The sequence below is a fragment of the Serratia sp. N21D137 genome, from assembly GCF_047530005.1.
In the GTDB taxonomy this organism is placed as follows: domain Bacteria; phylum Pseudomonadota; class Gammaproteobacteria; order Enterobacterales; family Enterobacteriaceae; genus Chania; species Chania fonticola_B.
On record NZ_JBLJAJ010000028.1, the window covers coordinates 19,593 to 33,642 of the forward strand.

Consider the following 14,050-nt stretch of genomic DNA (forward strand, 5'->3'; position numbering starts at 1 on the left):
TTTTACCAGGTGGCGATTTAGTTATGTGATTTCCGTCACTTAAAATGCTTACAAAAAGTAAGGCTAGTGATTGGCAAGCCCGAGGAGTAAAATAAACACAGAATTTTGTTTATTTGCGCCAGATCATAAATGGCTATTTGGGCGAGCGTAACTGCGGCCCGTGAGGAGATTTCAACTATGTCAGATGCAATCAATAAATGTAACGCTCAGGAAACTGCGGCCTGCTGCTGTGTCGATGTCGGAACCGTGATGGATAACACCGATTGCACCGCTTCCTACAGCCGAGTGTTTGCCAATCAGCAAGATGCAGAGCAAACCCTGGCAGCACTGACTGAAAAGGCGCGCGGCGTGGAGTCCGATCCTTGTGACATCAGCAGTAGCATTAAACCGGTTGACGGCGGCGTGCAACTGGATGTGGATTTCACCTTCTCTTGCCAGGCAGAAACCATGATCTTCCAGCTCGGCCTGCGTTAATCCCGACCCGATCCCGTAGGGGCGTACTATGCGCCCCTGCTGGTATCCGCACCGCTTTACCCCCTACCAGAAAGTTGCTCCCGCTCTCAGTTTTCACTTCTGCCGGTTTGCCAAATGTAAACATTTGGTTAACAATGACCTCATCAGGTCAGACCTCTTTTTGTCCGTTGTATTGACGGCCTCTCTTCAGGAGCGTTTATGAGTAAGGCATTGCCGCTGGTTACCCGTCTCGGCGACCGTATCGCCATCGTTCAAGGGCTGCGCACCCCTTTCGCCAAGCAGGCTACCGCTTATCACGGTATACCTGCGGTCGATCTTGGCAAGACTGCGGTGAGCGAGCTGCTGGCGCGTAGCGGCATCGATCCCGCCCTGATCGAACAACTGGTATTTGGCCAGGTGGTGCAAATGCCTGAAGCGCCGAACATTGCGCGGGAAATTGTGCTTGGCACCGGCATGAGCGTGCACACCGATGCCTATAGCGTTTCACGTGCCTGTGCTACCAGCTTCCAGGCGATTGCCAACGTGGCGGAAAGTATCATGGTGGGCAGCATCAGTGTTGGCATTGCCGGTGGGGCGGATTCTTCCTCCGTGCTGCCGATTGGCGTTAGCAAGGCGCTGGCTCGTACGTTGGTGGACGTCAACAAGGCCCGCACGCTGTCGCAGCGCTTGAAACTGTTCAGCAAGCTTAAGTTCCGCGATCTGATGCCGGTTCCTCCCGCCGTGGCGGAATACTCTACCGGCCTGCGTATGGGGGATACCGCCGAACAAATGGCGAAAACCCATGGCATTACTCGCGAGCAGCAGGATGCTTTGGCACACCGCTCGCATCAACTGGCCGCCAAAGCCTGGGAACAGGGGCTGTTGCGCGATGAAGTGATGACCGCCTATGTGCCGCCCTATAAAACCCTGCTGGCCGAAGATAACAACGTCCGCAAAGATTCCAGCCTGGAGTCTTATGCCCGCTTGAAACCGGCATTCGATCGCCGCCACGGTACCGTCACGGCCGCCAACAGTACGCCGCTGACCGATGGTGCGGCAGCGGTGCTGATGATGAGTGAGTCCCGCGCGAAAGAACTCGGCCTGGAGCCTCTAGGCTACCTGCGCAGCTTCGCTTTTGCCGCCATTGATGTCTGGGAGGATATGCTGCTCGGCCCTTCCTATGCTACCCCGTTGGCGCTGGATCGTGCGGGTATTACCCTGGCCGATCTGACCCTGATCGATATGCATGAAGCCTTTGCAGCACAAACGCTGGCCAACCTGAAAATGTTCGCCAGCACCGAGTTTGCCCAGCAGAAGCTGGGGCGTGAGCAGGCGATCGGCGAAGTGGATATGGAAAAATTCAACGTGTTGGGTGGCTCTATCGCCTATGGCCACCCGTTTGCCGCGACCGGCGCACGCATGATTACCCAGACGCTGCACGAGCTTAAACGGCGCGGTGGCGGTCTGGGGCTGGCCACCGCCTGCGCGGCTGGGGGATTAGGTGCGGCGATGATTGTGGAGGTGGACAAATGAGTTTCGAGAACGCATTGCACGAACAGCGTGCCAAGCCTTCGGCATTTCATCTGACCTTGCGCCCGGACAATATTGGCGTGATCACCATCGATGTGCCGGGTGAGAAGGTGAATACGCTGAAGGCGGAGTTTGTTGAGCAGATCAACGACGTGCTGCTCAAGGCGCAGCAGCTTGCCACCCTGGAAGGCTTGGTGATCCTCTCCGGCAAGCCAGATTCCTTTATTGCCGGTGCAGATATCACCATGATTGCTGCGTGCCATACGGCCCAAGAGGCACAAACGCTGGCGAAGAAGGGGCAGAGCACGCTGGCACAGATTGCCGCGTTCCCAGTGCCGGTGGTTGCCGCCATTCATGGTGCTTGCCTTGGGGGCGGGCTGGAGTTGGCTTTGGCTTGCCATAGCCGCGTCTGTTCGCTGGATGACAAAACGGCGCTCGGCCTGCCGGAAGTCCAGTTAGGCTTGTTGCCTGGCTCTGGTGGCACCCAGCGCTTACCACGCCTGATTGGTGCCAGCAAAGCGTTGGATATGATGCTGACGGGCAGACACGTTCGCGCGGGTCAGGCGCTGCGTATGGGCCTGGTGGACGAGGCCGTACCGCAATCTATTCTGCTGCAAACCGCCATTGAGCGTGTGAAACAGGGCTGGAAGTCGCGCCGTGCGTTACCGTGGCAAGAACGCCTGCTCAACGGTCCGTTAGGCAGAAGCCTGCTGTTCAGCATCGTGCGCAAGAAGACCCTGGAGAAAACCCACGGTAACTACCCGGCAGCGGAGCGTATTATTCAGGTGGTGCGCACCGGTCTGGATCAGGGTAGTGCCAGCGGCTATGAAGCGGAGGCCCGCGCCTTCGGTGAACTGGCGATGTCACCACAGTCTGCTGCATTACGCAGCCTGTTCTTTGCCTCTACGGCGCTGAAAAAAGAGCGTGGCGGGGATGCTCAGCCCCATGAATTACAGCGCATCGGTGTTCTTGGCGGTGGTTTGATGGGCGGCGGTATTGCCTGCGTCACGGCGACTCGCGGTGGGTTACCGGTGCGCATTAAAGACGTGAATGAGCAGGGGATCAACCATGCGTTGAAATACACCTGGGATCTGCTGGGCAAACGGGTACGTAGCAAACGCATGCGTCCGGCAGAGCGTCAGAAACAGATGATGTTGATTTCCGGCAGCACCGATTACAGCGGTTTTGAACGGGTCGACATCGTGGTGGAGGCGGTATTTGAAGATATCGCGCTCAAGCAGCAGATGGTGGCCGATATTGAACGGTATGCCGCGCCGCATACCGTATTCGCCTCCAACACCTCATCATTACCGATCGGCCAAATCGCGGCGCAGGCAGCCAGGCCGCAGCAGGTTATTGGTCTGCACTACTTTAGCCCGGTGGATAAAATGCCGTTGGTCGAAGTGATCCCGCATGCCACTACCAGCGAACAAACCATTGCCACTACCGTTGCTCTGGCCCACAAACAGGGGAAAACGGCGATCGTGGTCGCCGATCGCGCTGGTTTTTACGTCAACCGCATTCTCGCCCCTTATATTAATGAGGCGGCGCGCTGCCTGCTGGAAGGCGAGCCGATCGAATCGGTGGATAAGGCTTTGGTCGATTTTGGTTTCCCAGTGGGCCCCATCATGCTGTTGGACGAAGTGGGTATCGACGTTGGCACCAAAATTATCCCGATCCTGACGGCGGAACTGGGGCCACGCTTTGCCGCTCCAGCGGCGTTCGACGCAGTGCTGAAAGACGGCCGCAAAGGGCGCAAGAATGGCCGTGGTTTTTATCTGTACCCGGCCGAGGGCAGCAGGGCACGCCAGAAGCGCAAGAGCGCAGACAGCAGCATCTATCCACTGCTGGGTATCACCGCCAAGGCGCATATTCAACATGCGGTGATCGCCCAACGCTGTGTGATGATGATGCTCAACGAGGCGGCGCGTTGCCTGGATGAGGGCGTTATCCGCAGCGCCCGCGACGGTGATATCGGCGCGGTATTTGGCATTGGCTTCCCGCCGTTCCTGGGTGGCCCATTCCGCTATATGGATGAGCTAGGCGCGGAGAAAGTGGTAAAAACCCTGCGCTATCTGCAACAGCAATACGGTGAATATTTTGCTCCTTGCGAACGCCTGCAGCGCATGGCTGAGCAGGGGGAACGCTTCTATCCGCAAGGCAGTTAACCAGCATAGCGGCCCGGTTTGCGCTACAGTTTGAGAAGGAGCCGCACTGTGATCGCCATCACTCCTTGCAATCAGGGTAATCCCGGAAGCTGTACAGGCAGATTGGGGAGGGGTAACGTAGCGTTTTGGTGGGTGGCTCACTCAGCGCTCCCAAAACTTCATAGCAACAAGGTTAAAATTTAACCCGTTGAATTGGTTGTTATGTCAGCGATGAATTTGTGTAAGGGCGCAAATGTTGTAAAAAACAGCGTTTTCTTTACGCGAACTTTCAGGCAAAATGCCCGGCCGCCATAGAGAGACGGCGCGTTATCGTTTGAAGCAGGCCTGTGTTCTTGAGTGCAACTCGGCGATACAGCACGCTCGGCGTTTCTGTATAGCGTTATTTTGTCAACAACAGCGGTGCAATATGCAAGTTTTGATTATGCGTCACGGAGAGGCGGCACTCGATGCAGCCAGCGATTCGGTAAGGCCTCTTACCGTTTGTGGCCGTGATGAGTCACGTCAGATGGCGGCCTGGTTGAACACCAAGTCTGTGGATATTGAACGAGTGCTGGTCAGCCCCTATTTGCGGGCCGAGCAGACGCTGGAAACGGTACGCGAAGCGTTAACGCTGCCGGAAGGTGAAGAAGTGCTGCCGGAGCTGACTCCAGGGGGCGACGCTGGGCTGGTCAGCTGTTATCTGCAGGCGCTGGCGAAAGAGGGCATCGGTGCGGTGTTAGTGGTTTCCCATCTACCGCTGGTGGGTTATCTGGTGGCCGAACTGTGCCCTGGGGAATGCCCGCCAATGTTTGCTACCTCCGCCATCGCTAATGTCGAGCTGTCCGAGGATGGCAGCATCGGCAAGTTTGAATGGCAGGTCAGCCCGTCACAGGTGATGGCCAAGGTCTAAGCTGGTTCTCACCTCAAAGGGCGATGATAAACATCGCCCTTTGTCATTAACGTCATCAAAATTGCCACTGTAACGTAAAGCCGAGGTTGACCGGGCTGGTGATGAAATTATCGGGCTTGGACAGCGGCACCCCAACGAAGGCGTCATAACCGACCGCTTTTACCTTCCCTCGAATACCGGCAACGCTACCGAGCAGGTGACCATCGGCAAAATCGTTACTACCGTCACCTTTCACCCGGCCATAATCCATACCCAGATATAATTGCTGCTCCAGTTTTGGCAGGTTCAGGTCATTGCGTAGGGAGTAGCCCTTGTTGGCCATCATATTCATTTCACCGTCAAATCCACGTACGGTCCAGCGGTTACCGATACTGAATTGATCCTGAGTGGTCAGGTGGTCCGGGCTATATTGCTGGCGAAAGCGGGATTGATAACTCATTGAGAGATCTTGCACGGTAAATGGCGTATAGGTGCTGATATCCAGGTTGACGATACGGCTTGACGGAGCGCTGTCCACTGGTCTTTCGGCACCAAACCAGGCGGTATCACGCTGATAGCTCAACATGGCGTCGACAATGGACTGGCCGACGTAGTGGCGGTGATTGAACTCAATGCTCCAGTTGGCCATATTACGCTGTTGTAACTGCAGTTCCGTATCGTTCAGGTAAAAATGCGAGTTACGCTTGAGAACCTGAAAACTGAGCGTGTTTTTTTGGCTTGCGTTGCGATACAACAGGCGATTAACTTTTAAGCTAAGGTTGCGATACTTGCCGCGGTAGGAAAAATCGGTATAGATGCCATGGATATTTTGCAAATACTCGCTGCGGCTGGCATATAAATCCACTGACCAAAAGCCGTAGGGCACCGAGTAGTACAACGAGCCATTATTAGCATGACGGGTCGATTGGAACTGCAAATCACGACCGGCAGAAACGTAGAACAGATCGTTCATCGAGGTCGGGTTATCAATATATAAAGCCAGGCCGCTTTGATAGCGGCCGGTTTGTTTACTGCCTGAGTCATCCAGCCAACCGCCCAAACGCCAGAATGAGGGTTGTTCACGGCTGATTTCCAGGTCGGATTCACCCGCATGTTTGCCTGGGTGGAGTGAAATATTGGCAACGACATCAGGAATGCGCTGCATGTTTTCCAACCCCTGCTCAATAGCACGCAGATCCAGCAGATCCCCTTGGCTGCCAGGGAAGGTGGTGTGCAAGTTGACGTACTTATCGCTGTCATCGGTTAGCCTGACGTTGCCAATGGTGCCGGGCAGGATCCCCAGGGTGAGAAGCCCTTCGGTCAAATTTTGCTGGGGGATCATGACCCTGGTAGTGATATAGCCATGCCCAATCAGGTCATTTTGTAAGGCAGTTGCGAGCGTTTTCACCCCCTGGATCCCCAGGCAGCGCCCTTGTGCTTGTTCTGTCAGTTTGTGCAAGGGTATCCAATGAGGGATCTTGTTGTCCTTATTCAGTTCAACCCGTTGAATGGTGAAGCAGGGTTGTTCTTCAGGAAAGTCAATGTGGGTACTTAGTCCAGCGTTGCCGGCGGAGCGCACGTCTTTACCTACGGTTTCCAATTGGTTGTAGCGTGCTTTTTCCTGTTCCTGCTGGTGGCTCATTTGCTGCTCAATAAACTGGCCATTTTCAGCTGCCTGAACCAAGGGGGTGAGAATAAGCAATAGCCAAGCATGGGGAGAGCGAAAACGCATGTTAACTTCCTTATTAATATGATTTTTCTTAAATCAGACGCGGTATGGATATAGGTAAAAAAAGAAAAACAGCTGATGGCCATTGTTAACATGGCTATCAGCTTGTAATTACCTATCTCGCGATGAATAGATGTGATAGGGGGGCAGCATTAGCACTGGATTAGCGCTTGCTATGGATTTCTACAGTATTGTCTGAGATCAGTTTGCCGTAATTACTGAATTTCCCATCAGTACTGACCTTGATCTTGTTTTTGCCAGCCAAGGTCCCTTGATTATAGAAGCTGCCATCGACCTGCTGACCGCCGGAAAGCGGGCCGCGCTTCATGTTGATCTCTAAAGTATCACCGGCCTCAATGTTTCCAGCAGTGCTGGCCGATGAGCCATTATCTAAACGTGAGGCATTAACCACCAGATTTTCGCCAGCAATCATATTGCCATTGTGATTGCCAATGTTGGCCGCAGTCAGCGTGATGTTTTTATCGCTCCCAATATGCCCATGCTTATTGGCTATGAGATACTTAGAGATAATGGTGATATCACCCTGAGAAGCGATGACACCATACTCATTATTGAGTGAGGAGCTTAAATTTAGGTTCATGTCACCACCGCTGAATATTCCGTATTCTTGGGTCGGATTGTGATAAGCACTATTAACCAGACGAGCGGCGTCGATATTCAAGGCTTCTTGAGCCATTATTTTACCTGAGTTGTTTTTAATCTCTGACGCTTTTATAGCTATGTTGCCTTCTGCCAGGATTTCACCCTGGGTGTTATTCAGTTCGGATGAGACGTTGATAACAACGTCATCCTTGGTTTGGATGAGGCCATATTGACTGCTTATCTTGTAGGCATTCAGCGTCACGCAGCAGTTAGCCTCAATAATCCCTCTGTCGTTGAAGAGCGTGTTAGCGGTATTAACCGTCACGCCACCGACATCTGATACAATTCTACCCACGTAGTTATTCACACCATACTTGGCGTCCAGGGTGACATCGTCCACGGCACTGATGATACCGCTGCTGTTTTTGATTGAGGATCCTTTGGTGCTAATCGTAATCCCCTTTCCAGCGCTGAGTTCACCATTATCATTATCAACCCCTACATTTGAAGATGAGGCTGCGGAAATGTCGATGTTGATATTGCCATCGGCCGCCATGGTCCCTTTGATGTTTCTCACGTAAGAGCTTTTAATATCAATATCATTGCCCGCTTCAAGATAACCATCTGGGCTGTTTATTACGTATGTATTGTTGTTACTGGGGGTCAATACCACCCTGAGATGTTTTTGGGCAGAAATAGTCCCCTTATTGGTGAGTGAACCATTCATGTTCATGGTCACATCACCAACAGAAGCGGCGAGGGTGCCAGCGTTATTTACACCCACGCCATTCCCGGTACCGATCAGCGTAATTTTGTTGGCGTACATGCCGCCCAGGTTGGAAACGTCAAGACCTATGCCAGACTGACGAGCAGCAGAGAGCAGGGTGGCTTTGGTGTTGTCGACATTAACGCGGTTTTGGCCATAAGTGACCCTTAGATCCTGAGCCTGCACGTCGGCGTTAATGGCAACGGTGTGGGCAATTAAATCGGTATAGTTGGCGCTGGAACTCTGCAAGCCATCGCCAGTAATGGTAATTTTACCTTTGTTGACAACGTAATCGAGGACGCGCCCATTAGCCACCGAGGCCTTGCCCGTGGTCAAGGTCGCACGATTGGCGTTGATGAAACCGCAGCCGTTACAGGTAATCCCCGATGGGTTGGCAATAATAACCTGTGCATTCTGGCCTGCTACCTCAATCATCCCGTTGAGTTGGCTGGCTTTAGCGGAGTTGACTTCATTGAGGATAACGTTAGCGGCCCCTTTGGCCATATTCTTGTTGCCGTTAATGGCACCCGCCACCTGGGTCGTCGAGTTTTGTGCGCTGTTATTTAGCACCACTCCACCACGGTCTACGTCAAACTGGTTATAGATATTGTGAGAAACGCCCCCTCTGCCGGGCTTATTAATCTCGATAACCGTACCGCCTTTGATGGAGCTGGCACCGAGCGATGGGCCACCTAGTGCGGAAACGATAGCGGCTTGGGTAACGGTGACTCCCTGTAAGGCCAGCAGGCTAAAGAAACAAATTGGCGAAAGTTTGGCAAGAAACGGCTTCTGTTTGTTTTTTAGGGTCATAATATTATTTCCTATAATATTTGAAATGCAAAGGCTATCAATATTGATAGCCGAACTGGTGGAAAAAGGCTTTGCAGCTAACTTCATTTCTGTCAACCATGAGGGATCATCCCCAAGTTGTGCAGGTGGTATATACTATTATTTGATTAACTTAAGGTGCTATATTTGCGATGCGGCTATTTGTAGCAGTTATTAACTGCGCATAACAATGTATACGCTTTATCTACGTATAACAAAATGCGCATTCTACTGACAATACTCCCCTTGTCTACTTTTTGGCGTTAATACAGGATCATTCTCGTAAATTTTAAATCACATCAATGATTTTTGTTTTAAGCATATTTAAAACAAATGTTTTATTTGAAATCCCAGCTTACAGGCGTTTGGTGTATTTAAGTGGATAGGGTACTGGGGAGGGGACTTAAGTTTTTGCCAGGATTGGTAGGGGCTATTTCGTCAAGGTGGTTCCCAACTCATGGCCCCTTTTGGACACCGTCACTGCGGATTGTTTGGCACCGCCAAGTGCCATTTTATTTCGCTATTCGGCTAGTTCGATCAACAGCAGTATGGCTGCGTTACCGCCCCATTCTTTGGGAGCCTGGTGGAACGCCAGCACGTCCGGATGTTGCGCTAGCCACAGCGGCGTTTGCTGCTTGAGGATGTGTTTACCGTGGCCGTGCATCACGCAGGCACAATGCACGTGCTCACGCTTGCAGGCGGCGATCATCGCCCCTAGCTCCTGCTTGGCCTGCATCTGCGTCAAGCCATGTAAATCCAGGAACAGATCCGGCACGTAATCTCCGCGGCGCAGTTTCTTCAACTCATAGTGGCTGTAGCCGGGACGCACATAGCGCGTTGGGCCCTCATCTTCCAACTGCGGTTGAAACTCATCGGAAAAGTAAAAGCTGGCATCCACCTGCTCTTGCAACAGGCGCTGCGGCGCGATCTGTTTGGTTTTCATTTTCGGTTTTGGGTGGACGATGGTGTCCTGCGGCAGCTTCTTTGCTCCCGCTACCGACTCTCTAAAGAGCAATAATTCATCTTTGCTCAGAGGGGGCTTATTCTTCATTATTCGCTCGTCGCCTATCATTTATCGCGCTAGTTTACCTGCTCGAAGGTTTCTGTCGACGCAAAACTGGCACTGAATGCCAACCAGAATGCTGCTACGCTGCTATTGCTGCTGATTTGTCGCAGGCTTCATGGCAAACTACGGGGCTAAATCATGAATCATCGTGCCTGCCGGAGGGCAAATTGGACAAAATTTTCGTCGAAGAAGCAGTGAATGAGCTGCACACCATTCAGGATATGCTGCGCTGGGCCGTAAGCCGTTTCAACGCCGCCAATATCTACTATGGCCACGGAACCGATAACCCGTGGGACGAAGCCGTGCAATTGGTCTTGCCCAGCCTGTTCCTGCCGTTGGATATTCCTGAAGATATGCGCACTGCACGCTTGACCTCCAGCGAGCGTCACCGCATCGTTGAGCGAGTGATCCGCCGTGTCAACGAGCGCATCCCGGTTGCTTACCTGACCAATAAAGCCTGGTTCTGCGATCTGGAGTTCTATGTCGACGAACGCGTGCTGGTACCGCGTTCGCCGATTGGTGAGCTGATCAACGATCGCTTCAGCGCGCTGATCCCACATCCGCCACGCCATATCCTGGATATGTGTACCGGCAGTGGCTGTATCGCTATCGCCTGCGGCTATGCCTTCCCGGAAGCGGAAGTGGACGCGGTAGATATCTCCACCGACGTGCTGGCCGTGACCGAGCGAAATATTCAGGCGCACGGCGTCGAACATCAGGTGATCCCGATCCGCTCCGATCTGTTCCGTGACGTCCCCGCGATCCAATACGATCTGATCGTCACCAACCCGCCGTATGTCGATGCGGAAGATATGTCTGACCTGCCGCAAGAGTTCCGCTTTGAGCCGGAACTGGGCCTGGCCGCAGGCAGCGACGGCCTGAAGCTGGTGCGCCGCATTCTGGCCTGTGCGCCAGACTTCCTGAGCGATGACGGCGTGCTGATTTGTGAAGTGGGCAACAGCATGGTACATCTGATGGAACAATATCCGGATATTCCGTTCACCTGGCTGGAGTTTGATAACGGCGGGGACGGCGTATTCATGCTGACCAAACAGCAGCTGATTGACTGCAAAGAGCATTTCAGCCTCTACCGCAGCTAACCAACAACCTGGGCTCACCATAGTGCGGGCCTGTATGCCCCGTTTGCACGCGAACGGGATGACAACCAACGGTAAGGAGCCGTGATGGCAGGGAACAGTATTGGGCAGTTTTTCCGCGTCACCACATTTGGTGAATCTCACGGTGTGGCGCTGGGATGTATCGTAGACGGTGTGCCGCCCGGCATTCCGCTGACAGAAGCTGATTTGCAGCACGATCTCGATCGCCGCCGCCCCGGCACTTCGCGCTATACCACCCAACGCCGCGAGCCGGATCAGGTGCGTATCCTCTCCGGGGTATTTGAAGGCGTCACCACTGGCACCAGCATCGGCCTGATGATCGAAAACACCGATCAGCGCTCGCAAGACTACGGCGCGATCAAAGATGTGTTCCGCCCTGGTCATGCTGATTACACTTACGAACAGAAATACGGCGTGCGTGATTATCGCGGTGGTGGCCGTTCTTCGGCGCGTGAAACCGCGATGCGCGTTGCCGCCGGTGCTATCGCCAAAAAATATCTGGCGCAGAAGTTTGGCGTACAGGTGCGCGGCTATCTGGCGCAGATTGGCGATGTGAGTTGCGAGCTGAAAGATTGGGATCAGGTTGAACAGAACCCGTTCTTCTGCCCGGATCCGGACAAGCTGGAAGCCTTGGACGAACTGATGCGCGCGCTGAAAAAAGAGGGCGACTCCATCGGTGCCAAAGTGACCGTAGTGGCGGAAAACGTCCCGGTTGGGTTGGGCGAGCCGGTGTTCGACCGTCTGGATGCCGACTTGGCGCATGCGCTGATGAGCATCAATGCGGTTAAAGGTGTAGAAATCGGCGACGGTTTTGCCGTAGTCACCAAGCGTGGCAGTGAAAACCGTGATGAAATCACCCCTGAAGGTTTCCAGAGCAACCACGCTGGCGGCATTCTTGGTGGTATCAGCAGCGGCCAGCCGGTGATTGCCCATCTGGCGCTGAAGCCGACCTCCAGCATCATGGTGCCGGGCCGTACGATCAACCGTCAGGGTGAAGCGGTGGAAATGGTCACCCGTGGCCGCCACGATCCGTGCGTCGGGATCCGTGCGGTGCCGATCGCCGAAGCGATGATGGCGATCGTGCTGATGGATCATCTGCTGCGCCAGCGTGCGCAAAACGGTGATGTGATTTCCGACGTACCACGCTGGTAAGGGACTACGATGAAAAAATGGCTGCTGGGTTTCGCTGCGTTGATCGCTTCCAGCTCTGCCTTGGCGTTAACGCCGTGGCAAAAGATTGACCACCCGGTCAGTGGCACTGCGCAGGCCGTTGGCGGTTTCGCCAATGGCTGTATCATCGGGGCGCACCCGTTGCCACTGAATTCACCGGATTATCAGGTGATGCGTACCGACCAACGGCGCTATTTTGGCCATCCTGACCTGCTGGCGTTTATTCAACGCCTGAGCAGCCAGGCCAACCAGAAAGCACTTGGCACGGTGTTGATCGGGGATATGGCCATGCCGGCCGGTGGGCGCTTCAGCAGCGGCCACGCCAGCCACCAATCCGGTTTGGACGTGGACATCTGGTTGCAGCTGCCGCGCCAACGCTGGAGCGCTCAGCAACTGTTGAAACCGCAGCCGATCGATCTGGTCTCTGGCGACGGTAAGCAGGTAGTGGATCGCCAGTGGCAGCCGCAGATCGAATCCTTGATCAAGATGGCGGCGCAGGACAGCGAAGTGACGCGGATCTTCGTTAACCCGGCGATCAAACAGCGTCTGTGCCAGGATGCCGGTGCCGATCGCGGTTGGTTGCATAAGGTGCGCCCTTGGTTTGGGCATCGTGCGCATATGCACGTACGCTTGCGTTGCCCGGCGGGGAGCCTGGAGTGTCTGGATCAGGATGCGCCGCCGGTGGGGGATGGCTGTGGTGCCGAGTTGGCCAGTTGGTTCAAACCGCATCAGCCGAATGCCAATCCGGTCAAGAAGGAGCCGCCGCCGCTGCCGCCAACCTGTCAGGCGCTGCTGGATAGCCACTTCGCCAACCGCTGATAGCCTGCTAAAAACGCCTCGAATGGGGCGTTTATTTTTTGAGTTTTAAGGCGTAGTGTGTGCGCAAATAAAAAGTGCGCAAATAAAAAAGTAGGCAGACGACTTATGGATGGGCTGGTGTTAGGTCCCGAATTGCTCGGGATACTGTTTTTGGTAGCAATGTTCGCCGGGTTTATCGATTCGATCGCCGGTGGTGGTGGGCTGTTGACCGTACCGGCTCTGCTGGCCGTTGGCGTTCCTCCCACGCAGGCGCTGGCGACCAATAAATTGCAGTCGGTGGGGGGATCGTTTTCCGCCAGCCTGTACTTTGTCCGCCGTCGCGCTGTCGATCTTAATACCCAGAAGCTGACCATCTTCCTGACGCTGGTGGGGTCGGTGATCGGGGCGATCCTGGTGCAGCATATGCGTGCCGATATACTGCGCCAGATGCTGCCGCTGTTGGTGATCGGTATCGGTGTCTATTTCTTGCTGACGCCACGGCTGGGGGAAAACGATCGTCAGCGTCGGCTGGGGGCGTTACCCTTTGGCCTGGTAGCTGGGGGCTGTGTAGGGTTCTACGACGGTTTCTTCGGGCCAGGAGCCGGTTCGTTCTATGCCTTGGCCTATGTGACGCTGTGCGGTTTTAACCTGGCTAAGGCAACTGCCCACGCCAAGGTGCTGAACTTCACCTCCAATCTGGCCAGCCTGGTGCTGTTTATTATTGGCGGCCAAGTGATCTGGAGCATTGGTCTGGTGATGTTGGTTGGGCAGGTGTTCGGAGCCCGTCTTGGGGCGCACATGGTGCTGACCAAGGGCCAGAAGCTGATCCGGCCGATGATCGTGATAGTGTCTCTGATCATGAGCTGCAAATTGCTGTACGACAATCACGGGGCGGAAATCCAGCAATGGTTGGCGTTGCATTTTTAACATTTCAAAGGGGCGGCAAGCCGAGA

Annotated in this window: 11 protein-coding genes; 8 read left to right on the top strand and 3 right to left on the bottom strand. The window is 54.2% G+C overall.

Annotated elements, in window-relative coordinates; all coding sequences use genetic code 11:
• The first annotated feature begins 177 nt into the window (after nt 1-177).
• The 4 genes from ACMV5H_RS19460 (at nt 178) to sixA (ending at nt 5,040) form a co-directional block, all read left to right on the top strand.
• Nucleotides 178-474, top strand: coding sequence for a YfcZ/YiiS family protein (locus ACMV5H_RS19460; RefSeq protein ID WP_021806065.1), 297 nt, complete (start codon nt 178-180; stop codon nt 472-474).
• Between the two features lie 198 nt (nt 475-672).
• A complete protein-coding gene (fadI, locus tag ACMV5H_RS19465) occupies nt 673-1,986 on the top strand; it encodes an acetyl-CoA C-acyltransferase FadI (RefSeq protein WP_414822303.1) in 1,314 nt (437 codons plus the stop codon).
• Nucleotides 1,983-4,151 (top strand): fatty acid oxidation complex subunit alpha FadJ, encoded by a 2,169-nt coding sequence (gene fadJ, locus ACMV5H_RS19470; protein ID WP_414822304.1) that lies wholly within the window; start codon nt 1,983-1,985, stop codon nt 4,149-4,151. Before fadI ends, fadJ begins: the two co-directional genes overlap by 4 nt.
• A gap of 406 nt (nt 4,152-4,557) precedes the next feature.
• Nucleotides 4,558-5,040, top strand: a complete 483-nt coding sequence (gene sixA, locus ACMV5H_RS19475; RefSeq protein ID WP_021806062.1) for a phosphohistidine phosphatase SixA — start codon at nt 4,558-4,560, stop codon at nt 5,038-5,040.
• Between the two features lie 55 nt (nt 5,041-5,095).
• Here the strand turns inward: sixA and ACMV5H_RS19480 are convergent, their stop codons facing one another.
• The 3 genes from ACMV5H_RS19480 to smrB all read right to left on the bottom strand — a co-directional run bounded on the left by ACMV5H_RS19480 (nt 5,096) and on the right by smrB (nt 9,996).
• Entirely contained in the window at nt 5,096-6,751 is a 1,656-nt protein-coding gene (locus ACMV5H_RS19480) for a ShlB/FhaC/HecB family hemolysin secretion/activation protein (protein WP_414822305.1), read from the bottom strand.
• A 160-nt stretch (nt 6,752-6,911) separates the two neighbouring features.
• Nucleotides 6,912-9,014: a filamentous hemagglutinin N-terminal domain-containing protein gene (locus ACMV5H_RS19485; RefSeq protein ID WP_414822306.1), complete on the bottom strand. Its 2,103-nt coding sequence runs from the start codon at nt 9,012-9,014 to the stop codon at nt 6,912-6,914.
• A gap of 451 nt (nt 9,015-9,465) precedes the next feature.
• Nucleotides 9,466-9,996, bottom strand: a complete 531-nt coding sequence (smrB, locus tag ACMV5H_RS19490; protein WP_021806058.1) for an endonuclease SmrB — start codon at nt 9,994-9,996, stop codon at nt 9,466-9,468.
• Nucleotides 9,997-10,178: 182 nt separating this feature from the next.
• Between smrB and prmB the strand changes: the two genes are divergently transcribed.
• The 4 genes from prmB (at nt 10,179) to ACMV5H_RS19510 (ending at nt 14,024) form a co-directional block, all read left to right on the top strand.
• Entirely contained in the window at nt 10,179-11,111 is a 933-nt protein-coding gene (gene prmB, locus ACMV5H_RS19495) for a 50S ribosomal protein L3 N(5)-glutamine methyltransferase (RefSeq protein ID WP_021178614.1), read from the top strand.
• Nucleotides 11,112-11,195: 84 nt separating this feature from the next.
• A complete protein-coding gene (gene aroC, locus ACMV5H_RS19500) occupies nt 11,196-12,281 on the top strand; it encodes a chorismate synthase (protein ID WP_021806057.1) in 1,086 nt (361 codons plus the stop codon).
• Nucleotides 12,282-12,290: 9 nt separating this feature from the next.
• Entirely contained in the window at nt 12,291-13,118 is an 828-nt protein-coding gene (gene mepA, locus ACMV5H_RS19505; protein ID WP_021806056.1) for a penicillin-insensitive murein endopeptidase, read from the top strand.
• 105 nt (nt 13,119-13,223) lie between these two features.
• On the top strand, nt 13,224-14,024 hold the full coding sequence (locus tag ACMV5H_RS19510) for a sulfite exporter TauE/SafE family protein (protein WP_021806055.1): 801 nt from the start codon (nt 13,224-13,226) through the stop codon (nt 14,022-14,024).
• Nucleotides 14,025-14,050 lie beyond the last annotated feature (26 nt).

Coding starts and splice junctions, on each gene's coding strand:
- mepA (WP_021806056.1), top strand. CDS start 12,291: ATGAAAAAATGGCTGCTGGGTTTCGCTGCGTTGATCGCTTCCAGCTCT.
- ACMV5H_RS19460 (WP_021806065.1), top strand. CDS start 178: ATGTCAGATGCAATCAATAAATGTAACGCTCAGGAAACTGCGGCCTGC.
- ACMV5H_RS19510 (WP_021806055.1), top strand. CDS start 13,224: ATGGATGGGCTGGTGTTAGGTCCCGAATTGCTCGGGATACTGTTTTTG.
- fadJ (WP_414822304.1), top strand. CDS start 1,983: ATGAGTTTCGAGAACGCATTGCACGAACAGCGTGCCAAGCCTTCGGCA.
- ACMV5H_RS19480 (WP_414822305.1), bottom strand. CDS start 6,751: ATGCGTTTTCGCTCTCCCCATGCTTGGCTATTGCTTATTCTCACCCCC.
- sixA (WP_021806062.1), top strand. CDS start 4,558: ATGCAAGTTTTGATTATGCGTCACGGAGAGGCGGCACTCGATGCAGCC.
- ACMV5H_RS19485 (WP_414822306.1), bottom strand. CDS start 9,014: ATGAAGTTAGCTGCAAAGCCTTTTTCCACCAGTTCGGCTATCAATATT.
- aroC (WP_021806057.1), top strand. CDS start 11,196: ATGGCAGGGAACAGTATTGGGCAGTTTTTCCGCGTCACCACATTTGGT.
- smrB (WP_021806058.1), bottom strand. CDS start 9,996: ATGAAGAATAAGCCCCCTCTGAGCAAAGATGAATTATTGCTCTTTAGA.
- fadI (WP_414822303.1), top strand. CDS start 673: ATGAGTAAGGCATTGCCGCTGGTTACCCGTCTCGGCGACCGTATCGCC.